General features: G+C 66.8%; 19 protein-coding genes. 12 read left to right on the forward strand and 7 right to left on the reverse strand.

The genetic code is table 11. The annotated features are described in order from the left end of the window. The first annotated feature begins 403 nt into the window (after nt 1-403). The 3 genes from DN412_RS02595 (at nt 404) to DN412_RS02605 (ending at nt 5,820) form a co-directional block, all read left to right on the forward strand. Nucleotides 404-2,677, forward strand: coding sequence for an FdhF/YdeP family oxidoreductase (locus DN412_RS02595; protein WP_115013083.1), 2,274 nt, complete (start codon nt 404-406; stop codon nt 2,675-2,677). A gap of 129 nt (nt 2,678-2,806) precedes the next feature. Continuing rightward, the gene (locus DN412_RS02600; protein ID WP_115013084.1) at nt 2,807-5,581 is read left to right on the forward strand and encodes an ATP-dependent Clp protease ATP-binding subunit; all 2,775 of its coding nucleotides are present in this window, start codon (nt 2,807-2,809) and stop codon (nt 5,579-5,581) included. Between the two features lie 41 nt (nt 5,582-5,622). Beyond that, complete coding sequence (locus tag DN412_RS02605) at nt 5,623-5,820, forward strand: hypothetical protein (RefSeq protein ID WP_115013085.1); 198 nt, start codon at nt 5,623-5,625, stop codon at nt 5,818-5,820. A gap of 61 nt (nt 5,821-5,881) precedes the next feature. Here DN412_RS02605 and DN412_RS02610 read toward each other — a convergent pair whose 3' ends face one another. Both DN412_RS02610 and DN412_RS02615 read right to left on the reverse strand, forming a co-directional pair. Further along, nucleotides 5,882-6,892 (reverse strand): Bug family tripartite tricarboxylate transporter substrate binding protein, encoded by a 1,011-nt coding sequence (locus DN412_RS02610; RefSeq protein WP_115013086.1) that lies wholly within the window; start codon nt 6,890-6,892, stop codon nt 5,882-5,884. A gap of 27 nt (nt 6,893-6,919) precedes the next feature. Next, the gene (locus tag DN412_RS02615) at nt 6,920-8,101 is read right to left on the reverse strand and encodes a M20 aminoacylase family protein (protein WP_115013087.1); all 1,182 of its coding nucleotides are present in this window, start codon (nt 8,099-8,101) and stop codon (nt 6,920-6,922) included. A 159-nt stretch (nt 8,102-8,260) separates the two neighbouring features. Between DN412_RS02615 and DN412_RS02620 the strand changes: the two genes are divergently transcribed. The 3 genes from DN412_RS02620 (at nt 8,261) to DN412_RS02630 (ending at nt 10,971) form a co-directional block, all read left to right on the forward strand. Continuing rightward, complete coding sequence (locus DN412_RS02620) at nt 8,261-9,169, forward strand: LysR family transcriptional regulator (protein ID WP_115013088.1); 909 nt, start codon at nt 8,261-8,263, stop codon at nt 9,167-9,169. Between the two features lie 192 nt (nt 9,170-9,361). Further along, nucleotides 9,362-9,958: an AraC family transcriptional regulator gene (locus DN412_RS02625; RefSeq protein ID WP_115013089.1), complete on the forward strand. Its 597-nt coding sequence runs from the start codon at nt 9,362-9,364 to the stop codon at nt 9,956-9,958. A 110-nt stretch (nt 9,959-10,068) separates the two neighbouring features. Beyond that, nucleotides 10,069-10,971, forward strand: a complete 903-nt coding sequence (locus DN412_RS02630; RefSeq protein WP_115013090.1) for a LysR family transcriptional regulator — start codon at nt 10,069-10,071, stop codon at nt 10,969-10,971. A 14-nt stretch (nt 10,972-10,985) separates the two neighbouring features. Here the strand turns inward: DN412_RS02630 and DN412_RS02635 are convergent, their stop codons facing one another. From DN412_RS02635 to DN412_RS02650, 4 genes are all read right to left on the reverse strand, one after another. Further along, entirely contained in the window at nt 10,986-12,518 is a 1,533-nt protein-coding gene (locus DN412_RS02635; RefSeq protein ID WP_115013232.1) for a class I adenylate-forming enzyme family protein, read from the reverse strand. Nucleotides 12,519-12,661: 143 nt separating this feature from the next. Further along, the gene (locus DN412_RS02640; protein WP_115013091.1) at nt 12,662-13,960 is read right to left on the reverse strand and encodes a CaiB/BaiF CoA transferase family protein; all 1,299 of its coding nucleotides are present in this window, start codon (nt 13,958-13,960) and stop codon (nt 12,662-12,664) included. A 92-nt stretch (nt 13,961-14,052) separates the two neighbouring features. Next, complete coding sequence (locus DN412_RS02645) at nt 14,053-15,261, reverse strand: acetyl-CoA C-acetyltransferase (protein WP_115013092.1); 1,209 nt, start codon at nt 15,259-15,261, stop codon at nt 14,053-14,055. 41 nt (nt 15,262-15,302) lie between these two features. Beyond that, on the reverse strand, nt 15,303-16,607 hold the full coding sequence (locus DN412_RS02650) for an acetyl-CoA hydrolase/transferase family protein (RefSeq protein ID WP_115013093.1): 1,305 nt from the start codon (nt 16,605-16,607) through the stop codon (nt 15,303-15,305). Nucleotides 16,608-16,881: 274 nt separating this feature from the next. Between DN412_RS02650 and DN412_RS02655 the strand changes: the two genes are divergently transcribed. Continuing rightward, the gene (locus tag DN412_RS02655; protein WP_115013233.1) at nt 16,882-18,048 is read left to right on the forward strand and encodes an acyl-CoA dehydrogenase family protein; all 1,167 of its coding nucleotides are present in this window, start codon (nt 16,882-16,884) and stop codon (nt 18,046-18,048) included. A gap of 134 nt (nt 18,049-18,182) precedes the next feature. On the opposite strand, the gene DN412_RS02660 is transcribed toward DN412_RS02655, so the two are convergent. After that, nucleotides 18,183-19,133: a LysR family transcriptional regulator gene (locus DN412_RS02660; protein ID WP_115013094.1), complete on the reverse strand. Its 951-nt coding sequence runs from the start codon at nt 19,131-19,133 to the stop codon at nt 18,183-18,185. A gap of 207 nt (nt 19,134-19,340) precedes the next feature. Between DN412_RS02660 and gtdA the strand changes: the two genes are divergently transcribed. The 5 genes from gtdA (at nt 19,341) to DN412_RS02685 (ending at nt 24,482) form a co-directional block, all read left to right on the forward strand. Continuing rightward, a complete protein-coding gene (gtdA, locus tag DN412_RS02665) occupies nt 19,341-20,324 on the forward strand; it encodes a gentisate 1,2-dioxygenase (protein ID WP_425267393.1) in 984 nt (327 codons plus the stop codon). Between the two features lie 91 nt (nt 20,325-20,415). Next, complete coding sequence (locus DN412_RS02670) at nt 20,416-21,114, forward strand: fumarylacetoacetate hydrolase family protein (protein ID WP_115013096.1); 699 nt, start codon at nt 20,416-20,418, stop codon at nt 21,112-21,114. Between the two features lie 34 nt (nt 21,115-21,148). Next, nucleotides 21,149-21,790, forward strand: coding sequence for a maleylacetoacetate isomerase (gene maiA, locus DN412_RS02675; protein WP_115013097.1), 642 nt, complete (start codon nt 21,149-21,151; stop codon nt 21,788-21,790). 27 nt (nt 21,791-21,817) lie between these two features. After that, nucleotides 21,818-23,032 (forward strand): 3-hydroxybenzoate 6-monooxygenase, encoded by a 1,215-nt coding sequence (locus DN412_RS02680; RefSeq protein ID WP_115013098.1) that lies wholly within the window; start codon nt 21,818-21,820, stop codon nt 23,030-23,032. Nucleotides 23,033-23,141: 109 nt separating this feature from the next. Then, nucleotides 23,142-24,482, forward strand: a complete 1,341-nt coding sequence (locus DN412_RS02685; protein WP_115013099.1) for an MFS transporter — start codon at nt 23,142-23,144, stop codon at nt 24,480-24,482. The last annotated feature ends 5 nt before the right edge of the window (nt 24,483-24,487 follow it).

Below are 24,487 nucleotides of genomic sequence, written 5' to 3' on the forward strand. Positions count from 1 at the left end.
CCCCCGGGCCGGCGGGGAATCACCGGCAAGACCAGCACCTTCCGCCCAAAGATATCCGGCTCCCCCCCTAAGGTAAATTCAGCGATTCTTTGCCCACCTATAAGTCATCCATTAAGTGACGGCTTGCTGATGAAGGTGAGCAGATTCAGCGCGTCTGTCGAAGGTCCAGGATGGACAGATTGACCCGCCGGCCGGGCTTACGCATGGACATCTTGTCCATTACCGCGACCCACAGCCCAGGCCGGGCCCTGCGGTGCCTGACTGCAAAAGGAATCGGTCATGGGCATGCCTCTTGCTCTCCCCTCCCGCGCAGGAGAGGGGAGCAAACCAGCAGCAAGTGTTGACACGCGTGATTAACCGCATCGCCGTTTCCAGAAAGCCTGGAGCGGTCCAAGGAGCAAACATGGCCAAACGACGCGAAGTGCCCGGCATTCGACAGTACGATGGTCCCGCCGGGGGCTGGGGCGCGCTGAAGGCAACCGCCACGGCGATCCGGACGCAGATGGATACGGTCAGGGCGCCGATCACGCTGATGCGGACCAACCAGCCCGATGGCTTCGATTGCCCGGGGTGCGCATGGCCCGACAAGGAGCACAGGTCGACCTTCCAGTTCTGCGAGAACGGCGCCAAGGCGGTGACCTGGGAGGCCACCACGAAGCGCGTGCCGCCCGAGTTCTTTGCGGCCAACAACGTGTCGTCGCTGTTGAGCCGGACCGACTATGAGCTGGAGGACTTCGGCCGGCTGACACATCCGCTGGTCTACGACCGCGCTACGGATGCGTTCCGCGCAGTGGAGTGGGAGGCGGCGTTTGCCCGCATCGGCGAGATCCTGCGCGGGCTGTCGCCGGAGCAGGTCGAGTTCTATAGCTCGGGCAGGGCTTCCAACGAGGCTGCGTACCTGTACCAGCTGTTCGCGCGGGAATATGGCACGAACAACTTCCCCGATTGCTCGAACATGTGCCACGAGCCCACCAGCGTGGGCTTGCCGCGCTCGATCGGCATCGGCAAGGGCACGGTGTCGCTGGACGATTTCGATGCCTGCGAGCTGATTATCTCGATCGGCCACAACCCCGGCACCAACCACCCGCGGATGATGGGGACACTGCATGAGGCGTCGCGCCGCAAGGTGCCGATCCTGGTGTTCAACCCGCTGCGCGAACGGGCGCTCGAGCGCTTTGCGGATCCGCAGAACATGGTGGAGATGGCCACCTATGGTTCTACCCGGATCGCGTCGTCCTACTTCCTGGTCCGCGCCGGCGGCGACGCCGCCGCCATCAAGGGGGTGATGAAGGCGCTGCTGGATCTGGAAGCCAGCCAGGGCAATGTGCTGGACCATGACTTCATCTCGGTCCACACCGAGGGTTTTGAGGCGCTGGCCGAAGACCTGAAGGCGACCGAATGGGCGGATATCGAAAAGACCAGCGGCCTCAGCCGCGCTGACCTGGAACTGGTCGCGGCGGCCTATGCGAAGTCGAATGCCACCATCGTCACCTACGGCATGGGTGTGACCCAGCACAACGAAGGCACGGCCAATGTCCGCCTGCTGTGCGACCTGCTGATGCTGCGCGGCAACTTCGGCAAGCCCGGCGCCGGTATCTGCCCCTTGCGCGGCCACTCCAATGTGCAGGGGAACCGGACCGTCGGCATCACCGAGAAGCCGTCGGCAGGCTTCCTGCAGCGGATCGAGGATACCTTCGGTTTCAGCCCGCCCAACGGACACGGGCACGATGCCGTCAACGCGATGCAGGCGATGATCGATGGCAAGTCCAAGGCCCTGATCTGCCTTGGGGGGAACTTCGCGGTCGCCTTGCCCGATCCCGACCAGTGCTTCCCCGCCATGGGCAAGCTCGACCTGAGCGTCCACATCGGGACCAAGCTCAATCGCACGCACCTGTTGGTGGCCAAAGAGACCTTTGTGCTGCCTTGCCTGGGCCGCACCGAACTCGATGTGCAGGAGACCGGGCCGCAATCGGTGACGGTGGAGGATTCGATGTCGATGGTGCATGCCTCGGCCGGCAAGCTCGCGCCGGCGTCGGAGTTCCTGCGCTCCGAGCCGGCCATCGTGGCGGGCATGGCGACCGCGACCCTGCCTGACAGCAAGGTGCCATGGCTGGAGCTGGTTGCTGACTACGACAGGATCCGCGACCTGATCGAAAAGACCGTGCCTGGCTTCGAGGATTTCAACACGCGCGTGCGGGTGCCTGGCGGATTCCGCATGCCCTTGCCGCCAACCGAGCGCAAATGGGAAACGCCGTCGGGCAAGGCCGAGTTCTACGTGTTCAAGGGGCTGCACGAAGACAAGCAGGTCCATGCCGACGATGTCCTGCGGCTGGTGACGATCCGCAGCCATGACCAGTACAACACCACCATCTATGCCATGGACGACCGCTATCGCGGCGTGTTCGGGCGGCGCGACGTGCTGTTCATGAATGAGGCCGACCTGGCCGCGCGGGGACTGGAGCATGGCGACCTGGTCGACATCGAGACCATCGCGGCGGGCCGGCAGCTGCGTTTCGAGAAGATCACAGCGATCGAATATGAAATTGCGCCGGGCTCCGTCGCCGCCTACTATCCGGAGGCAAACAAGCTGGTGCCGCTCGACTATATCGACGAGGACAGCGGCACGCCGTCCTACAAGTCGGTGCCCGTGCGCGTGGTGCGTTCGGAGGTGACGTAATGGCAGGCCACCCCACCATCACGTAAGCACGGCTCATGCCCGGGTTCAAGCGCCGTTGCGCGCGGCCCTGCCCGCGCGCAACGGCCCTCCGTTGACGCAATGCGACCTACCTGTGGAGGAAAGTCCATCATGCCGACCCTTTGTGAAATCTGCAACGCACGTCCCGCCGTGGCGCGGGTGACCGTGGTCCAGGACGGCGAGCGCAAGACGATGTCGATCTGCGACTACGACTATCGCCAGTTGTTGCGCCACCAGGACATGCTCAACCCGTTCGATTCCTTGCTTGGCGGTGGCGGCCTGTCCCGCTTCTTCCGGGGAATGGGCGGCGGGATGGATGACGACGAGCACCCGGGATTCTCTGCCGAAGTCCCGCGCGAATCCGTCGACCCCACCGATGCGTTCAGCGAGCAGACCATGGAGCTGCTGCAGCGCGCCGCGGAAAAGGCCCACGAGTTGCGGCGCAATGAACTCGACACCGAGCATCTGCTATACGTGCTGGCCGATACCGATGTCTGCACGGCGCTGCTCAAGGAGCTCAAGCTCTCGCCGCAGGACATCCAGGGATATATCGACGAACACGCGCAGACCGGTACCGCAGAGCCCGACGCGGCCATTGACCGGATGACGATCTCGCCGCGGCTGAAGAAGGCGTTCCAGTATGCCTTCCAGGCCTCGCGCGATCTGGGGCATTCTTACGTGGGACCCGAGCACCTGCTGATCGGACTGGCCTCGGTGCCGGACAGTATTGCCGGGACGCTGCTCAAGAAGTATGGGATCACCCCGGAGGCGCTGCGCCAGAAGGTAGTGAAGGTGGTCGGGAAGGGCGCCGAGGATGGCCGCGTCGATACGCCCACCGGCACGCCGACGCTGGACAAGTTCGGACGCGACCTGACCGCGATCGCGCGCCAGGGCAAGCTCGATCCGGTGCTGGGCCGCGCGCAGGAGATCGAGAGCACGATCGAAGTGCTGGCGCGGCGCAAGAAGAACAACCCGGTGCTGATCGGCGAGCCGGGCGTGGGCAAGACCGCCATCGTGGAAGGCCTGGCGCAGCGCATCGTCAACGGCGACGTGCCGGAGGTGCTGCGCGGCAAGCGCCTGGTGGAGGTGAACATCAACTCGATGGTGGCCGGCGCGAAGTACCGCGGCGAGTTTGAAGAGCGCGCCAAGCAGCTGATCGATGAGGTGACAGCCAAGAATGACGAGCTGATCCTGTTTATCGATGAACTGCACACCATCGTCGGCGCAGGGCAGGGCGGCGGCGAGGGCGGGCTCGATATCGCCAACGTGCTCAAGCCCGCGCTGGCGCGCGGCGAGCTGAGCCTGATCGGCGCCACCACGCTGAATGAATACCAGAAGTACATCGAGAAAGACGCGGCGCTGGAGCGGCGCTTCCAGCCGGTGCTGGTGCCGGAGCCGACCGTCGAGCAGACCATCGTCATCCTGCGCGGCCTGCGCGACAAGCTGGAGGCCCACCACCAGGTCACGTTTGCGGACGACGCCTTTGTTGCCGCCGCAGAAATGTCGGACCGCTACATTACCTCGCGCTTCCTGCCGGACAAGGCCATCGACCTGATCGACCAGGCCGCGGCGCGCGTGCGCATCGGCTCCACCTCGCGTCCCGCTGGAATCCAGGAGCTGGAGGCGGAGATCGCCCAGCTCAAGCGCGAGCAGGACTATGCTTCGTCGCGCAAGCGCTTTGACGAAGCCAAGGCCTTCGAGGACCGCATCGGCGACAAGCAGAAGCGGCTCGACGAGCTGACCGAGGCCTGGCAACGCAAGACCGGTTCGGAGACGCTCGAGGTGACGGTCGCGGCCATCGCCGAGGTGGTGTCGCGTCTGACCGGCATCCCGGTGACCGACCTGACCCAGGAAGAGCGGCAGAAGCTGCTGAAGATGGAAGAGCGGCTGCGCGAGCGCGTGGTGGGGCAGGAAGACGCGGTGGTCGCGGTCAGCGACGCGGTGCGCCTGTCGCGCGCGGGGCTGGGCCAGGCGCATCGCCCGATCGCGACCTTCCTGTTTCTCGGGCCGACAGGCGTGGGCAAGACCGAGCTGGCCAAGGCGCTGGCGGAAACCGTGTTTGGCGACGAGCAGGCCATCATCCGCATCGACATGTCCGAGTATATGGAGCGCCATGCGGTGGCGCGGCTGATCGGCGCGCCACCGGGCTATGTCGGCTACGACGAGGGCGGCCAGTTGACCGAGCGGGTGCGCCGCAAGCCCTACAGCGTGATCCTGCTCGACGAGATCGAGAAGGCCCACCCGGACGTGTACAACGTGCTGCTGCAGGTGTTCGACGACGGCCGCCTGACCGACGGCAAGGGCCGCGTGGTCGATTTCAGCAACACCGTCATCATCGCCACCAGCAACCTGGGCGCGCCCATCATCATGGAGAACCTCGAGAAGCCCGAGGGCAAGCGCATGACCGACAAGGACTTGCGCGAGGCGCTGATGAAGGTGCTGAAAGGACACTTCCGGCCCGAGCTCCTCAATCGCATCGACGACATCATCGTGTTCCATGCGCTCTCGCGCGAGAATATCCGCGCGATCGTGCAGATCCAGCTCGACCGGGTGGTGCGCACCGCCGCCGCGCAGGACATCACCATCAAGTTCGACGATGCGCTGGTCGATCACCTGGTCGAGGTGGGCTACCAGCCCGAGTTCGGCGCGCGCGAACTGCGGCGCCAGATCCGCCAGGCGGTGGAGACCCGGCTGGCCAAGGAGATGCTGGGCGACAAGCTGAAGTCGGGCGACAGCGTCGAACTGGGCTACGACAAGGACAGCGGCGAGGTGGTCTTCAAGAGGCTGGAAGCCGTCAAGAAGCCGAAGGCAGGTAAAGCGGCCGCCAGGAGTGCTCCGTCGAAGAAGGCGGACAGCACCGTCGCTGCCGGAGACGCCAGCGCCTGACCAGGCCAGGCGCAATCACGCCGATCGTGGGAGGTACGCAAATGCAGGAGTTCGACTTCTACATCAATCTGCAGAAACCGACGCTGGGGCTCTATGTGCGCAAGGGCGCGGGACTGCCCGACCTGGCGGACGCCAAGGCGTGGCAGCTCGAAGGCACGGTCGCCGAGAGCGAGGTGCCAGCCGGTGCCTTGAAGGGGCTGGAGGCCAACGGGCACGCCTTCCAGGAGTTGGGCGGCTGACTGACCGGACCGGAAGCCCGGCGCTGCGGTTGCGCCGCAGCGCCAGGGGCTCTGGCGCATGTCAGGACGCGTTGGTCTTGCGGCCTACGCTATGGATGAGCTTCGTGACGCGCGCCATGTACTGGTCGTACACGCGGTTCGCCTGTTCCTGGCTGTCGATCGGCTGTCCGACCGTGCGCCCCTCGGCCTCCAGCCTGGCCCGGATATCGGGCTTGGCCAGGGCTTCGCCGATCGCCTTTCGCAGCACCGCCACGCGGTCTGCCGGGGTGCCTTGCCTGACGAAGTAACCACCGCTGATGGTGTACTCGAAGTCCGGCACCAGCCGGCTTTGCGAGATCAGCGGAATCTGCTTGAGCGCCGGCGGCAGCGCCCTGGAGAAGCTGGTCAGGATCTTCAGCCGGCCCTGCTGCTGCATGCTGTCGTAGCTGGACTGGTAGGGCAGGATGGCAAAATCCACCTCGCCACCGGCCAGGCCCTGCAGCGCCGGTGCGCCGCCCTTGTACGGCACATGCAGGAACGGCACGCCCAGCCGCGTGCCCAGCGCATCGCCCATCAGGTGATAGATGGAGTCGATGCCGACTGTGGCGTAGGTCAGCGGCTTGCCCTTGCTTTGCCTGGCGTACTCGATGAACTTGTCCAGGCTATCCACGGCGATGCCGTTACGGACCATCAGCACGATGTTGGCGTCGCTGATGGGCGCGGCCAGCAGGAAGTCCTGCGGCTTGTAGCGTGCCGCCGGGTTCAGCATCGGCGCCAGGAAGACCTCGTTGATGGAACCATGGAAGAAGGTGTAGCCGTCGGCCGGCGCGGCCAGCACCTTGTTGGCGCCGATCAGCCCGGTACCGCCGCCGTAGTTCTCCACCACCACCTGCTGCCTGACGCTCTTGCTGATGGATTCGCCGAAAATGCGGGCCGAGGCGTCGCTGGCGCCGCCGGCGGGGTAGGGCACCACCAGCGACAGGGTCTTGTTGGGAAAGGCGTCCGCGGCAAGGGCCGGCAGGCCGGCCAGTATGGAGGAGCCGGCGGCAAAGCCAGCATATTGCAGGAAGCGGCGGCGGTTCAGTGAAGCCATGGTGGAAGTCTCCGGGAATGTTTTTTTTCAGGCCAGATAGCTTTGCGCCAGATGCGCCCAGAAGGCGGCGCCGACTGGCAGGGCCTTGTCGTTGAAGTCGTACAGTGGGTTGTGGACCATGCAGCCACCGTCCTCGCCCAGGCCATTGCCGAGGCGGATGTAGGCGCCGGGCCGGTGCTCCAGCATGTAGGCGAAATCCTCGCTGCCCATCACCGGCGCGCGCTCAACCACGTTGTCCGCGCCCACCAGCCGGATCGCGGCCTGGCGGGCGAATTCGGTCTGCGCGTCGTGGTTGACCAGCACCGGGTATTTGCGTTCATAGACGATCTCGGATTGCAGCCGGAAGCTCTGGGCCTGGGCCGCGACGAATTCCTTGATGCGTTCTTCGACCAGGGTGCGCACCTGCGCATCGAGCGTGCGCACGCCGATCTTGATGGTTGCACTTTCGGGTACCACGTTGTAGGTCGCGCCGGCCTGGAGGGCGCCTACGGTGATGACGGCAGACTTGAGTGCGTCGATCTCGCGGCTGACGATGGACTGCAGCCCCAGCACCATACTGGCCGCGCCCTGCATCACGTCGATGCCATGGTGCGGCATGGCGCCATGGGCGCCGCGGCCGCGCAGCGTGACTGTGGCGCGATCGAACGAGGCCATGGCGGGGCCGGCGATGATCCCGATCTGGCCTACCGGCAGCCCCGGGGAGTTGTGCAGCGCATAGATCTCGTCGCAGGGAAACCGCTCGACCAGGCCGTCCTCCAGCATGCGCAGCGCGCCGCCTTCGTTCTCCTCGGCCGGCTGGAAGATCAGGTTCAGCGTGCCGTTGAATTCGACCGACTCGGCCAGGTACCGGGCGGCACACAGCAGGATCGCCGTGTGCCCGTCATGGCCGCAGGCGTGCATCTTGCCGGCGATGGTGCTGGCATAGTCCAGGCCGGTCTTTTCCTGGATGGGAAGCGCATCCATGTCGGCGCGGATGCCCAGCGCCTTGCCGCCTTGTCCTTTCCTGAGCTGGCCCACGACACCGGTGGTGCCCAGGCCGCGATGCACTGCATAGCCCCATGCCGCCAGCCGCCCGGCGACGAGGTCGCTGGTCTGGCGCTCTTCAAACGCCAGTTCGGGATGCGCATGGATTTTCCGGCGGATCTCAACGAACTCCGGCGACAGGGTCTGGATGGTTTGCCGCAAGTTGGCGGGCAGGGCCTGGGTCATGGCGGTATCTGAGCGTGGTTGTCCACAGCATTCTCCACATATGCCCCTGCCGAAGCCATGACAACGATTGCTGCAAAACGTTGTATAAATTGCAACAATGCGAAGATCCGGCCATCCGCCCGTTTGTGAGGCGGTGCCGGGGCCTGGGGAGAGCAAGACATGGACGATGTGCTGGACCGCAAGCGGGCGCTGTGCCTGCTGCAGATCATCGAGACGGGATCAGTGCGCGGCGCCGCCGAGGTGCTTGACCTGGACCCGTCGGCGGTCAGCCGCGCCGTGGCCAAGCTGGAGCAGGACACCGGACTGACCCTGCTGGAGCGCCGCGGACGAGGCGTGGTCGCCACGGACGCGGGGCGCCTGCTGGCGCTGTTTGCCCGGCGCCAGCAGGACCTGAACGAGACCTTCCTGGCCGAGGTGAACAACCTGAAGAACGCCCAGCGCGGCCATGTCGAACTGGTCTTTGGCGAAGGCTTCGTCGACCTGGTGCTTGAGTCCGTGCTGCAGGGCTTCCTGCGCAAGCATCCCGACGTGACCTGCAGCATCCAGGTGGCTGGCACCGACGAGACCGTCCGGCATATCGTGGAGGATCTGGCGCATATGGGCTTCGCCTTCGAGCCGCCCGACGATGTGCGCCTGTGCTCGCACTATTCGCGGCTGGCGCCTATCCGCGTGCATGTGCGCAAGGACCACCCGCTGGCGCGCCGGCGCCGCGCGCTGACGCTGGCGGACCTGGCGCAGCACCAGGGCGCGGCCCTGGCCGGTTCGTTCGGCGTGCGCAAGCATGTGCAGGCCGCGGAACTGGACGAGCACATCACCCTGAAGCCGATGCTGGTGACCAATTCGTTCAAGGTGCTGTGGGAATATGCAGCGATGGGGCTGGGCTACATCCTGACGGCGCGCTCGACGCCGCTCAAGGAGCCCCAGTTCCGGCAACTGGTGTCGTTGCCGCTGGCCAATCCCATCCTGAACAACAGCCGCATCCACATCATTACCCGGACTGGCCGGCATCTTTCGTCGGTGGCTGACAGCTTGCTCCAGCATCTGGTGAAGACCTTTCCGCTGGTCTGAGGCGGCGCCATGCAGACGGTTTTCTCCCCTCTCCCGCTTGTGGAAGAGGGAGTAAGCACCCGGCAGTGCAGCAGGCCATCGCGCACGGCCGGCCATGCGGTGGCTGTGAACGGTGCGTTCGGAAATGCCAGAGGCGGGCAAAGCGATTAGCGGCGATCATGCAGTTTGATCCCGTCTGCTTCCCGAGCCACCATGCACGTCCATCTGCAGTCCCACATGCACGTCAGCCTGCAGCAGCTGTTGCTGGCCTTCCCGCTGTCGGTCTCCGCCGCCAACGGCAGGCTGGTGGTCAGGCGACGCGGCTACGAGCGCGTGCTGCTGCCCGGCCAGCAGCTCACCATCGAGCCGTTTGAAGCCTTTGCGCTGCACCTCGATGGCAGTAGTGCGCAGCCGGCGGCGTGCACCCTCTCGATCCAGCGCATGATCCCCGCGGCGCAGCAGGAATGCCTGCACCACCGCATTTGCAAGCGTGTCTTCCTGCAACCCCATTACGCCTGGAATGCCGCCTTTATCGCGGAAAGACTCGGCATGTCCGCGGCGCAACTGCGCCGCATGCTGTTTTCGCAGGGCACGGCGCTGACCGACCTGTGCCGCACGCAACGGCTGATGCGGCTGCTGTTCGAGGTCATGGCCGGCGACGCCCGCATTGGCGACTCCCGGCGCATCGTCGGGTGGCCCGCCAACAGTGATCTGGATAGCGCTTTCTATGACCGCTTCGGCTTATCGCTGGAGGCGGCCCGGCGGCTGGCGGTGGTTCGCCCCGCGCAGCGGCAGCGCTCGGTCGCCTGACAGCGCGGCGGGCGTGCGCCGGGGTTCCAGCCTGCAAAACGCACCCGCCGGGTGTACTGGGCGCCGCGCTTTGGGAGATAATCCCCGCCTTACGCCCGGGGAATGATGTCATGCGCTTTGATCTGGTCGACCTGAAACTGTTCACGCATATTGCGGAGGCCCAAAGCCTGACCGGCGGTGCACAACGCTCACACCTGTCGCTGGCCGCGGCCAGCACCCGCATCAAGAACCTCGAGGAGCATGTCGGCGTCAAGCTGCTGAGCCGCAGCAGCCAGGGCGTGAAGGTGACCGGGGCGGGGGAGACCCTGCTTGCCCACGCGCGCCGCGTGCTGCGCCAGCTGGAGCAGCTGAGCGGCGATCTGCAGGAATATGCGGCGGGCGTGAAAGGCCATGTGCGCGTCTTTGCCAACACCACCGCGATGAGCGAATTCCTGCCCGCGGTGCTGCGCACCTACCTTGTCAGCCATCCGGACGTGACCATCGACATGCACGAGCGGCTGAGCCCGGATATCGTGCGCGCGGTGCAGGAGGGGATGGTGGACATCGGCATCATCGCCGGCAACGTGCGCACCAAGGGGCTCGAGGTCATGCCCTACCGGCGCGACCGCCTGGTGCTGGCCACCGCGCTCAGCCACCCGCTGGCCGAGCGCAACAGCGTGGATTTCATCGATACGCTGGACTACGACTTCATCGGCCTGCCGGAGGCAAGCGCAATCCACAATTTCCTCATGCGTGCCGCTGCCGACCTGCAGCGCACGCTGCGCTGGCGCGTGCAGGTCAGCAACTTCGAGACCGCCTGCCGGATGATCGAGGCCAATGTCGGCGTCGGCGTGTTGCCGGAAACCACCGCCAGCCGCCATGCGAAGACGATGGCGCTGCGCATCGTCCAGCTCAACGACGAGTGGGCCGAGCGCAAGCTGCAGGTATGCGTGGCCGACCTCGGCGCCTTGCCGCTGTTCGCGCGCAAGCTGGTGGACCTGCTGGTCGAGGACGGCCTCGGGCGCCAGGACTGAAGGCGCCCATCAGCCTAAGCCTGGTCCGCGAGCATCAGCCGGAGCTGGTGCTTGAGCAGCTTGCCGCTTGCCGTCGTCGGGATCGCGGCCACGCGCAGGATCCGCTCGGGGCGCTTGTACGGCGACAGGCGATCGACCAGATAGTCGTGCAGCGCCGGCGCATCGAACTTTTCGCCATCCTTGATTTCGACAAAGGCGATCACTTCCTCGTTGCCGTCCGCGGTGGGCTGCCCGATGACGGCGGACACGCGCACGGACGGATGCGTGTTGATGACCGATTCGACCTCGATCGGATAGACGTTGAAGCCCGAGCGGATGATCAGGTCCTTGGTGCGTCCGACGATAAACAGCGCGCCGTCGGGGCCCAGCCGGCCGATGTCGCCGGTATTGAGCCAGCCGCCGGGGCGCAGGGCCTCGGCGCTCAGGTCCGGCGCGCGGTAGTAGCCGCGCATGACGCCCGGGCCTCTGATCCATAGCTCGCCGGGTTCGCCCTGCGGCACGGGCTTGCCTTCCGGCCCGACCACCCGCAGCTCGGCGCCTTCGACGATCTCGCCCGCCGAGCAATCGGTGCGCGGCCGGTCCATGCGGGTCACGAACAGCGATCCCGCGTATTCGGTCATGCCGTAGCCATGGTGCAGCGGCTGGCCGAACATCGCCTCGACGTCGTGCTTGAGCGTCGGGTCAAGCGGCCCGCCGCCGGTGTAGAGATAGCGCAGCCGCGGCGACGGCACCAATGGCGCGCCCGTTGCCCGCGCATGGGCGAGGATGCGGTTGAACATCGTCGGCACGCCCTGCAGCAGCGTGATCGCACCCTGCCGGATCGCCGCGGTGACGTCGGCGGCATTGAAGCGGGCGCTCAGGTACAGGCTGGCGCCGGCCTGCAGGGTCGAGACCAGCAGCGTGCCCAGCCCGAAGATATGCGACATGGGCATCACCGCATAGGCGCAGTCGTCTGCCTGCATGCGGCGGGACTCTACCGTGACGCGCGCAAAGTGCAGCAGGCCCCGGTGGGTGACCATCACGCCCTTGGGCTGCCCGGTGGTGCCGGAGGTGTAGATCAGCGCGGCAATGTCACGCGCCAGCGTTTCAGGCTCGCGCTCGCTGGCCTCGTCGACGGCGCCGGCCATCAGCGGGCCCAGACCGGCCGGGGCAATCTCCCTGGCCCGGTAGCGGACGCCGTGCCGCAGGGCATCGGGCGACACAGCGTGGGTGAACAGCATCAGGCGCGGCTGGCAGTGGGCCCGGATCACCTCGATTTCCCGCTCGGACAGGCGCGCGTTGACGACCACCGGCCACGCGCCCAGTTCCGACAAGGCGAATACCAGCGTGATCACCGCCAGGCAGTTCTCCGCCGTGACCAGCACGCGATCGCCGGTGCCGACCCCTTGCGACTGCAGATAGCGCTGCGCATCCTCGATGCCCGCCCACAGCTGCGCGTAGGTGGTGGTCCGGCCTTCCTCGAAGACGGCCACATGGCCGGGCGCCCGGGTGGCCCAGTGGCGTGGGATGTCGCTGATCCGTGGTGTGGTGTCTCGGTCCGGTGGCATCTCGCGGGAATCCTTGTGCTGGAAAAAGCCGTTCGGCAGGGCGGGGCGCCAGCCAAATGGCGCCAGTGTATGTGTGCCCGGTGTACGGTGCAATCGGTAATCGGCAAAGACGGATTTCTTGTCTGCCGAAAGAGTCTGGCTCTCTACACCACGCGCCTGGCGCGCAGTGCCTCCAGTTGCTGCGGGCTGAGTTTCAGGTAGTCGCCCAGCACCTCGTCGGTGTGCTGGCCCAGCGCAGGCGGGGCATAGCGCAGCGTCGGGGGTGTCTCCGACAGGCGCAGCGGGCTGGCGGCGGTGACTACCTGGTTGACAGACTCGCCGGTGGGCGCCTGTGCTCCCGGGTAGCGCTCCTGTTCGATGCGCAGGCCGCGGTGCTGCACATGCGGGTCGGCGTAGGCCTGGGCGATATTGTTGATGGGGCCGCAAGGCACGGAATTGGCCTCGAGCAGCGCGACCCATTCTGACGTGGAACGGGTGCGGGTGAGCGCCATCATCATCGCGATCAGCGTCTTCCGGTTGTTCACGCGGCCGGTGTTGGTCGCATAGCGCTCGTCGCGCGCCCAATCCACGCCCGCGGCTTCGCAGAAGCGCGCGAACTGCCCGTCGTTGCCGATCGCCAGCAGCATATTGCCGTCGGCCGTGGGGAAGTCCTGGTAAGGCACCACGCTCGGGTGGATATTCCCCTGGCGCCTGGGGACGTCGCCGGCGTTCAGGAAGCCCGCACCCTGGTTGGCCAGCACCGCCATTGCCACATCCAGCAAGGCGATATCGATATGCTGGCCGCGCCCGGTGAAGTGGCGCGCTTCCAGCGCGCTCAGGATGGCGGTGGTCGCGTACATGCCGGTGAACAGGTCGATCACCGCGACGCCTACCTTCATCGGGCCGCCGCCGGGCTCGCCGTCGGCGTGGCCGGTGATGCTCATCAGGCCGCTCATGGCCTGGATCAGCAGGTCGTAGCCGGGGCGCGCCGCATAAGGACCGGTGTGGCCGAAGCCCGTGACCGAGCAATAGATCAGGCGCGGATTGAGCGCACTCAGGCTGTCATAGTCCAGCCCGTAGCGCTTGAGGCCACCGGTCTTGAAGTTCTCCACCACCACGTCGCTCTGCCGGGCCAGTTCGCGGATCAGCGCCTGTCCCTCGGGGGTGGCCATGTCCACGGTGACCGAGCGCTTGTTGCGGTTGGCGGCGGTGAAATAGCAAGCTTGCCGGGTCGGCGCGCCGGCCTCGTCCGCCAGGAACGGGGGGCCCCAGTGGCGGGTATCGTCGCCTTCGCCGGGCTTTTCGATCTTGATCACGTCGGCGCCCATGTCCGCCAGGTTCTGGGTGGACCACGGCCCCGCCAGCACGCGCGAGAGATCGAGCACCCGCAGGTGGCTCAGGGCGCCGGTGCGGGGCGAAGGAGGAGGCAGGCCGGCGGTCTGCGTAGCGGTGGAATCTGTCATGTCAGGGCAGGCGGTCAAGGCAAGCTGCCCGTCCTGGGGCGGGCAGCGGTGCGCGGGGGTGCATGGGTCAGGCGTTACGCCCCGAAGCTTGCTCAGTAGCGTTCAAAGACTGCGGCGATGCCCTGGCCGCCGCCGATGCACATGGTTTCCAGGCCGTAGCGGCCGCCGCGGCGCTGCAGTTCGTGCAGCAGCGTGGCCAGGATGCGCACGCCGGTGGCGCCGATCGGATGGCCCAGCGAGATGCCCGAGCCGTTCACGTTGAGCTTCTGCTCGATCGCGTCCTGGTCGTGCCAGTCCCAGCCCTTGAGCACGGCCAGCACCTGGCAGGCGAAGGCCTCGTTCAGCTCGACCAGGTCCATCTGGTCCAGCGTCAGGTTCAGGCGCGCCAGCAGCTTCTTCACCGCGGGCACCGGGCCGATGCCCATGTGCGAGGGCTCGCAGCCGGCAGCGGCCCAGCCCACCAGCGAGGCCATCGGAGTGAGGCCCAGTTCGGCCAGCTTGTCCTCGGCCACGATCAGGCAGGCGGCCGACGCGTCGTTCTGCTGGCTGGCGTTGCCGGCGGTGACGGTGCCGTTCGGCATCAGGGTGCGCAGCTTGCCCAGGCTCTCGCGCGTGGTATCGGCGCGGAAACCCTCGTCGCGCGCGAAACGCACCGGATCGCCCTTGCGCTGGGGCACCTGCACGGGAACGATCTCGGCATCGAAGGTGCCGGCTTCCCAGGCTGCCGCGGCGCGTGCGTGGCTGCGGGCGGCGAAGGCATCGGCCTCCTCGCGGCTGATGCCGTAGTCGCGTGCCAGGTTCTCGGCGGTTTCGATCATGCCGGAGATCTTGCCGAAGCGCTCGACCGGCTGGGAACGTTCACGGCCGCGGTCGAGGCGGTCGAAGAAGCGCACATTGCCCGAGCGCGCGCCCCAGCGCATGTCGGTGGTGTAGTACTCGATATTGCTCATGCTCTCGACGCCGCCCGCGATCACCACGTCGGCGGCACCGCTCTGCACCATCATCGACGCGGTGACGATGGCCTGTAGGCCCCCGCCGCAGCGGCGGTCCAGCTGCATGCCCGGCACCTCGACCGGCAGGCCCGCCTGCAGCGCGGCCCAGCGGCCCACGCAGGGCACTTCGCTGTTGGCGTAGGACTGGGCAAAGACCACGTCGTCGATGCGCGCGGGGTCGATGCCGCTGCGTTCCACCACGGCGCGCACGGCGGTGGCGGCCAGTTCCTCCACCGACACCGGGCGCAGGCTGCCGCCGAAGGTGCCGACGGGCGTGCGAAGGGGGGTGACGATTGCAGCTCTGCGCATGGAAGTCTCCTTGGAACTCTGTGTTGGGATGAGCAAATAAGTCAGTCGGTCGACGCGTGCCCCGGCAGGGCGACGAAGGCCGCGCCGCACTGGCGCAGCAGGGCGTGGGCCTGGCGCTCCAGGTCCTCGCGGTGTTCGGGGGCGGCAATGTCGAGCATGCGGCGCACGCGTTGCGACAGCGTCTGGCCGCGCAGGTCGGCCACGCCGTGCTCGGTGACCATCAGGCCTGCGTCCGCGCGCGATGTGCTGACGGGGCCGGACAACTGGGCCACGATGCGGCTCGCGCCCTTGGCGGTTGCCGGCAGGGCTACGATGGGCAGGCCGCCGCGGCTGCGCGCGGCGCCACGCAAAAAGTCCGCCGCGCCGCCGACGGCGCCGACATAGACGCCGGCGGCGACTTCGGCATTCACCTGGCCGGTGAGGTCGACTTCGATGGCGGAATTGATCGCGGTCAGCTTGTCGACGCTGGCGAGCACCTCGGGGTGATGGGTATAGGCGGTCTCGCGCAACTGCAGTTGCGGATTGCGGTGGGCCCAGCGCCGCAGCCGCTCGCCGCCCAACAGGATGCCGGCAATGCCGACACCCGCGTCGATGCTCTTGCGTGCGTTAGTCAGCACACCGGCCTCGGCCAGCGCCGCAATGCCGTCGCCGACCGCGCCGCTGTGCAGCCCCAGGTCGCGGCGGTCATGCAGCGCCGCCACCACGGCCTCAGGGAGGTTGCCGATCCCCATCTGCAGGGTCGCGCCATCCTCCACCCAGCCGGCAATGTGGCGGGCAATGGCCAGTTCGGCCGGGCCGGGCGCACTGCGCTCCAGGCTGATGGGCGGGTGCAGCGCCTCGACCTGCAGGTCGATCTCGTCCGCGGTGAGGTAGCGGCTGCCGTGGGTCCACGGCACCTCCGGGTTCACCTCGGCGATGATGACGCGGGCGCGGTCCAGCGCCGCGGGAATGTACTCATGCACCAGGCCCAGGCTGTGGCGCCCCTGCTCGTCGGCGGGCGACACTTGCACCAGCACCACGTCCGCGCGCAGCGTGCCCTGGCGGATCAGTCCTGGCAGGTGCGAATAGTGGCTGGGCACGATGTCCAGCACGCCGGCCCTGGCCAGCTGCCGGTGCGGGCCGCTGGCGGCGTAGCCGAAGAAGTCGATGACGTCGGCCTGGGCCGGCTGCAAAGTGTCGGACTGGCCGATGCCAACAAAGACACTGAGCCGTCCTCCCCGGGCGATGGCGTGGCGGTGCTCCACCAGCGCGCGCGTCAGCGTCAGCGGCTCGGCGGTGGCCTGGCCCCACCAGAGGTGGTCACCGGGGCGGATCAGGGTTTGCAGTCGGGAAGCCAGGTTGTGCATGTCCACGGGGCAACGGTCAGTCGGCAAGCAGGCGGCGCATGCGCCGGATCGCCCAGAGCATGTCCCCAACGCGGGGTTTGCGCTATTTGACAATGCCAATGGTGGACTTTGGCGATTGCGAAAGGCGCTGGCGGCCAGAATCCGCCGGGACTTAACGCCAGTGGAAGGCGCGCTTTCGGAAAGGCTGATTGTCCAACTTGCCGAACGCCGCGACTATTGCGGCTATCACAAAGGAGGCGGCCGTCCGCCACAGACCGAACGCCAGACCAGCGCCATGATCGAACAGACCCAATCGAACAACTTCCACGAAATCCGCGATGCCATCCGCTCGCTTTGCGCGGAGTTTCCGGACGAGTACTTCCGCAAGGTGGATGAGCAGCGCGCCTATCCCGAGGCCTTCGTCAATGCGCTGACCGAGGCGGGCTGGCTCGCGGCCCTGATCCCGCAGGAATACGGCGGCTCCGGTCTGGGCCTGACCGAGGCCTCGGTGATCATGGAAGAGATCAACCGCTGCGGCGGCAACTCGGGCGCCTGCCACGGCCAGATGTACAACATGGGCACGCTGCTGCGGCACGGGTCCACGGCACAGAAGGAAAAATACCTGCCGAAGATTGCCTCCGGGCAATGGCGCCTGCAGTCCATGGGCGTGACCGAGCCCACCACGGGCACCGACACCACCAGGATCAAGACCTCAGCGGTCAAGAAGGACGGCCGCTACGTCATCAACGGCCAGAAGGTCTGGATCAGCCGCGTGCAGCACAGCGACTTCATGATCCTGCTGGCGCGCACCACGCCGCTGGCCGATGTGAAGAAGAAGAGCGAGGGGATGTCCATCTTCATGGTGGACCTGCATGAGGCGCAGAAAAAGGGCCTGACGGTGCGCCCCATCCCCAATATGGTCAACCACGAGACCAATGAACTGTTCTTCGAGGACCTGGAAATCCCCGAGGAAAACCTGATCGGCGAAGAAGGCAAGGGCTTCAAGTACATCCTTGATGGCCTGAACGCCGAGCGCACGCTGATCGCGGCCGAGTGCATCGGCGACGGCTACTGGTTCATTGACCGTGTGACCAAGTACGTCAAGGAACGCGAAGTCTTCGGCCGCCCCATCGGCCAGAACCAGGGCGTGCAGTTCCCGATCGCCGAGACCTTTATCGAGCTGGAAGCGGCCAACCTGATGCGCTGGAAGGCCTGTGAGCTGTTCGACAAGCACGAGCCCATGGGTGCCCAGGCCAACATGGCCAAGTACCTGGCCGCCAAGGCCAGCTGGGAGGCCGGCAACGCCTGCCTGCAGTTCCACGGCGGCTTCGGCTTCGCCTGCGAATACGACGTCGAGCGCAAGTTCCGCGAGACGCGCCTGTACCAGGTGGCGCCGATCTCGACCAACCTGATCTACTCGTTCGTCGCGGAACACGTGCTGGGCCTGCCGCGCTCGTTCTGAGGAAGTTTGCAGTGCGCGCCTGGCGCATGCGCCAGGCGCGGCAACTGAAGCATCAACCATCCCCCCGTAGCCGGGCAATTCGCCATGGGCAACACCATGCTCGGGCCTGCCCCCGGAATCGTGCACAAAGCCAGCTAAGGCATGGCGCCGGTCTCGGTACGCCTTGCATAATCGTCGCCCACTGCAGCGCGCCGCAGGCAATCAAGCATCGCCGCCACCGCCGCGCGCGACACGCCATCCTCACGCCAGTACATCGACACCGAACCGAACCCCGCCAGCCGCAACGGCACGATGCGCAGCGCGCCTAGCTCTTCGAGCCGGCGCGCGGTGCGGTGCGAGGCCAGGCCGATCATGTCGCTGTTATTGAACAAGGTCAGGTTCAGCACCGTGGAGTTGCTTTCCACGCAGTCCGCCGGCAGCGCACGTTCGGCGCTGGCCAGCGCGCCCTCCAGCGCATTGCGGATTGGCGTGCCGCGCGGCCATACCACCCAGCGGTAGCGATACAGGTCATCCCAGCCGATGCCGGCGCCCTGCAGCAGCGGATGGCGGGGCCGGGCGACGAAGTGGATCGGCTCCATATAGAGCGATTCCGTACGCATCTGCGCGTCCTGCAGTTCGGGGGCCGAGCGACCCACCACGATATCCAGCTCGCTGTGTGCCAACTGGCTCATCAGCCGGTCCATGGTGGTTTCCACCAGCCGCACGCTGGCGCGGGGCATCTGCTGCAGCAGATTCAACGCCGCCAGGGGCACGGTATCCGCCGCCGACGCGCCCGACGTCCCCACCACCACGAGCCCGCTGCCGCCGTCGCGCATGGCCTGCAGGTCGTCGCGCGCGGTATCCAGCTGGGCCTCGATCCGCCGTGCGTGCTCGATCAGCGACTCGCCGTAGGGCGTCGGGCGCAGGCCGCGCGCCTGGCGCTCGAACAGTGGCAGGCCGATATCGTCCTCGAGGTCTTTCAGCCACTTGGACAGCCCGGGCTGGGTCGTATTCAGCAGTGCGGCCGACTGGCTCATATTCCCGGTCTCGGCCAGGCTCAGCAGCATTTGCAGGTTGCGCAGCCGCAGTCTTTGGGTCCAGTCCATCGAGGTCTACCTATATGAAAAATCGTATCGATAAGATGAAATCTTCATTTCCTATCTTATAGGGACGGAGCGTATAACGACAACATCAGCGGTGCAAACACCGCGACACCGTCAAAAAGTTACGGAGACAGCATGTCCGAACACGCCCCTCAACACGCAACGGACGCAGCCCGCGCGGCTTATTACGAAGAGATCGGCCGCAGCCACATGACCCCGTTGTGGGAGTCGCTGCACGCGCTGGTGCCGCCGCAACCGCAGCCGCAGATCGTTCCCGCCATCTGGAAGTACGAGCAGCTGCGCCCGCTGGTGATGCAGGCCGGCAGCGTCATCAGCGCCGAGGAAGCGGTACGCCGCGTGCTGGTGCTGGAGAACCCGGGCATTCCCGGCAAGTCCAGCATCACCTCCACGCTCTATGCCGGCCTGCAGCTGATCCTGCCGGGCGAGATCGCGCCCAGCCACCGGCACACCCAGTCGGCACTGCGCTTTATCGTGGAGGGCAAGGGCGCCTGGACCGCGGTCAACGGCGAGCGCACCACCATGCACCCCGGCGATTTCATCATCACGCCGTCGTGGACCTGGCATGACCATGGCAACCCCAGCGTTGAAGACGGCGGCGAGCCGGTGGTGTGGCTGGACGGACTGGATATTCCGCTGGTGCAGCAGTTCGACGCCGGGTTTGCCGAGAACTACCCCGAATCCCAGCAGCCGGTGACCCGCGCCGAAGGCGACAGCTTTGCGCGCTTCGGCCACAACATGGTGCCGGTGCGGCACCGCGTGACCGACCCCACCTCGCCGGTCTTCAGCTATCCCTATGCGCGTTCGCGCGAGGCGCTGGACCAGCTGTATCGCAACGGCGAGCTCGACCCCTGGGACGGCGTCAAGCTGCGCTACGTCAACCCGGCCACCGGCGGCTGGCCGATGCCGACCATCGCCACCTTCATGCAGTACCTGCCGGCGGGCTTCCAGGGCAAGACCTACCGCAGCACCGACGCCACTGTGTACAGCGTGGTGGAAGGGCGCGGCACGGTGCGTATCGGCGATGCGCAGTTCCAGTTCGAGCCGCGCGATGTATTCGTGGCGCCGTCCTGGGCGCCGGTGCAGCTCGGCGCGCTGGAAGACGCCGTGCTGTTCAGCTATTCCGACCGGCCGGTGTTGTCGGCGCTGAATCTGCTGCGTGAATCGCGCACCTGAGCGCACGCCAACCCTGATCCGATCCGCCACGCGCGGTGCCCACCGCACCGCCGGGCTTTGCTTACCTGACAATTTCCTGGAAGCCATCACCATGTCCTACGTCTTCACGCCCCCAGCCACCGTTGCCATTCCCGTTGCCGGCAGCGATGACCAGTTCGCCGTTCGCCGCGTCTACTGCGTGGGCCGCAACTATGCCGCCCACGCCCGCGAGATGGGCTTCGACCCCGACCGCGAACCGCCGTTCTTTTTCTGCAAGCCGGCGGACGCGATCGTCCCCGTGCCGGCCGGCACCACGCTGGAACTGCCGTACCCGGCGCAGACGCAGAACTACCACTACGAGGCTGAGCTGGTGGCCGTGATCGGCAAGGCCGGCTCGGATATCCCCGTCGAACAGGCGCTCGACCACGTGTGGGGCTACGCCGTCGGACTCGACATGACGCGCCGCGACCTGCAGATGAAGATGCGCGAGATGGGTCGCCCCTGGGAAATCGGCAAGGCCTTCGACGCCTCGGCCCCGGTGGCGCCGATCCGCCGCGCCAGTGATATCGGGCACCCGCAGCAAGCCGGCCTCTGGCTGACGGTCAACGGTGAAACGAAGCAGCGCAGCGATGTGTCGCACCTGATCTGGTCGGTGGCCGAGACCGTGGCCTGCCTGTCGCAGTTCTTCCGCCTGGAGCCGGGCGACGTGATCTTCACCGGCACGCCCGAAGGCGTCGGCGCGGTCAAGGCGGGCGACACCATGGTCACCGGCGTCGACGGACTGGGCGAACTGACCGTGCGCGTGGTCTGAGCGCGCGTAGTGCAGCACACAGGCAATACCGATCATGCAGCTCTATAGCTTCTTCAACAGCTCCACATCCTACCGGGTGCGCATCGCGCTGGCCCTGAAGGGCCTGCCGTACGACTACCTGGGCGTCAATATCCGTACCGGCCAGCACCGCGAGCCGGAATATGTCGACGGCATCAACCCGTCCGCTTCCGTGCCCGCGCTGGTGGACGGCAGTTTCACGCTGGGCCAGTCGTTCGCGATCATCGACTACCTGGACGCGCGCCACCCCGAGCCGCGCCTGGTGCCGCAAGACCCGGTGCAGCGCGCGCGGGTGCTGGAGCTGGCCACGCTGATCGGCTGCGATATCCACCCGGTCAACAACCTGCGCGTGCTGCGCTACCTGCAGGACGTGCTGCAAGTCACGCCCGCGCAGAAGGACGCGTGGTACCGGCACTGGATCGATGAGGGCATGGCCGGCGTGGAGCGCTTGCTGGCGCTGCACGGGCACGGCAAGTGGTGCTTTGGCGATGCGCCGACGCTGGCCGACGTCACGCTGGTGCCGCAAGTGGCCAATGCCCTGCGCATGGGCTGCGACCTCGGCCGCTACGAACGCGTGCTGGCCGTCTACGCCCACGCCAGCGCCCATCCGTGCTTCGCCCAAGCGGCGCCCAAGCGCCAGCCCGACTACACCGCCTGACGTTGCCGCGCAGGCCAGGAGACAAGCATGAGCAAGACTCAAAACGCGACCGGCAAGGTCCTCATCATCGGCGGCGGTATCGGCGGCCTGGCGGCGGCGCTGGCGCTGGCACGCCAGGGCATCCGCATTGAACTGCTGGAGCAGGCCGAGCAGATCGGCGAGATCGGCGCCGGCATCCAGCTGGCCGCCAACGCCTTCGCCGCGCTGGACGCGCTGGGCGTGGGCGAGGCCGCGCGCAGCCGCGCGGTCTTTACCGACTACCTCAGCCTGCGCGATGCGATCGACACACAGGTGATCGCGGAGGTCGATGTCGGACAAGCGTATCGCGAGCGCTTCGGCAACCCCTATGCGGTGATCCATCGTGCCGATATCCACCTGTCGATCCTGGAGGCGGTGCAGGACCATCCGCTGATCACCTTCCGCACCAGCACACGCGTGGAGCAGCTGCTACAGGATGACCAGGGCGTGACCGTGATCGACCAGCACGGCGAACACCACCGCGGCGACGCCGTGATCGGCTGCGACGGTGTCAAGTCCGCCATCCGCCAGGCGCTGATCGGTGACGAGCCACGCGTGACCGGACATGTGGTGTATCGCGCCGTGGTCGATGTCGCCGACATGCCGCAGGATCTGCAGGTCAATGCGCCCGTGGTCTGGGCCGGTCCGCACTGCCACCTGGTGCACTACCCGCTGCGCGGCGGCCAGCAGTACAACCTGGTGGTGACCTTCCACAGCCGCGAGCAGGAAACCTGGGGCGTGCGCGACGGCAGCAAGGCAGAAGTGCTGTCGTACTTCGAAGGCATCCATCCGCTGCCGCACCAGATGCTGGACCGTCCCAGCTCCTGGAAGCGCTGGGCCACCGCCGACCGCGACCCGGTCGAGCGCTGGAGCTTCGGCCGCGCCACCATCCTGGGCGATGCCGCGCACCCGATGACGCAGTACGTGGCGCAGGGCGCCTGCCAGGCGCTGGAAGACGCGGTCACGCTCGGTGCCGCAGTGAAGGCGGCGGATGGCGACTATGCTGCGGCCTTCCGGCTGTATGAGCAAGCCCGTATCCCGCGCACCGCGCGCGTGCTGTACGCCGCGCGCGACATGGGCCGCGTCTACCACGCCAAGGGCGTCGACCGGCTGGTGCGCAACAGCCTGTGGACGGGCCGCACGCAGGCGCAGTTCTACGACGCACTGCAATGGCTGCATGGCTGGCGCGCGGACAAGTGCCTGAGCCCCACGCCGTGGCTGTAGGCCGCTGACCGCGGCATTCTTACCCGCAAAAAACCGGATAGCGAGCTGGCGGCCGACGAAGCTGCCAGCCCTCTCTCGCGCCTAACCCTGGCATCAAGGAGGAGACACCATGCCTGCCAGCCAACCCCTGAACGTCACCGCGTTCATCGACCGCCAGCCGCTGTCGGCGTTCCAGGTGACCATTGTCGTGCTGTGCTTCCTGATCGTTGCCGTCGACGGCTTCGATACCGCCGCGATCGGCTTTATCGCCCCCGCCATCCGCGCCGAATGGCAGCTGACGCCGGCCCAGCTGGCGCCGCTGTTCGGCGCCGGCCTCGGCGGCCTGATGGCCGGCGCCTTCCTGTTCGGCCCGCTGGCCGACCGCTTCGGCCGCAAGGGCGTGCTGGTGTTGTCGGTACTGTTCTTCGGTGCCGCCTGCCTGGCATCGGCCTGGTCGCAGGACCTGTGGACGCTGGTGCTGCTGCGCTTCCTGACCGGCCTGGGCCTGGGCGGCGCCATGCCCAACGCGATCACGCTGACCTCCGAGTTCTGCCCGGACAAGCGCCGCTCCTTCCTGGTCACCACCATGTTCTGCGGCTTCACGCTGGGCTCTGCCTTCGGCGGCCTGGCTTCCGCCGGACTGATCGAGGCCTTCGGCTGGCGCTCGGTGCTGGTCGCGGGCGGCGTGCTGCCGCTGCTGCTGGCGGTGGCGCTGGTGAGGCTGCTGCCGGAATCGGTGCGCTATCTGGTGCTGACCGGCAAGTCGCGCGAGCGCGTCGTCGCCACGCTGCAGAGGATCGCCCCGCATGAAGACCTGGGCAATGCCACCTTCGCGGTGGGCGAGCAGCGTGTCGCCAGCTCGCCGGTGCGGCACCTGTTCCGGCCCGAACTGCTGCGCGGCACGCTGCTGTTCTGGCTGGCGTTCTTCATGAGCCTGCTGGTGATCTACCTGCTGTCCAGCTGGCTGCCGACACTGCTGCGCAGTACCGGCCATTCCCTGCGCACGGCCGCGCTGGTGACGACGATGTTCCAGGTCGGCGGCACCGTGGGGGCGATCGTGCTGGGTTGGCTGATGGATCGGATCAAGCCGCACTATGTGCTGGCGTGCAGCTATTCGCTGGCGGCGCTTGGTATTGCGGCGGTGGGCAGCTTTGCTTCCGAGCCAGTGGCCGCGGGCATGGCGGTGTTCCTTGCGGGCTTTTGCATCTCGGGATCGCAGGTGGGCGCGAACGCGCTGTCCGCCAGCTTCTATCCGACGGACTGCCGTGCCACTGGCGTAAGCTGGGCCAATGGCGTTGGCCGCATGGGCTCGGTGGTGGGATCCGTCGGCGGCGCGACGATGCTGTCGATGGGCCTGGGCATGCCGGCATTGTTTGCGCTGATTGGCATGCCGGCGTTGATCGCAGGGGCGTCGATGTTCCTGTTGGGGATGGCCAGGCGCGAGGCGGCGGTGGAGCGCCTGGCCGTCTGACGGTC

This window comes from Cupriavidus lacunae (genome assembly GCF_003353055.1).
GTDB classification, from domain to species: domain Bacteria; phylum Pseudomonadota; class Gammaproteobacteria; order Burkholderiales; family Burkholderiaceae; genus Cupriavidus; species Cupriavidus lacunae.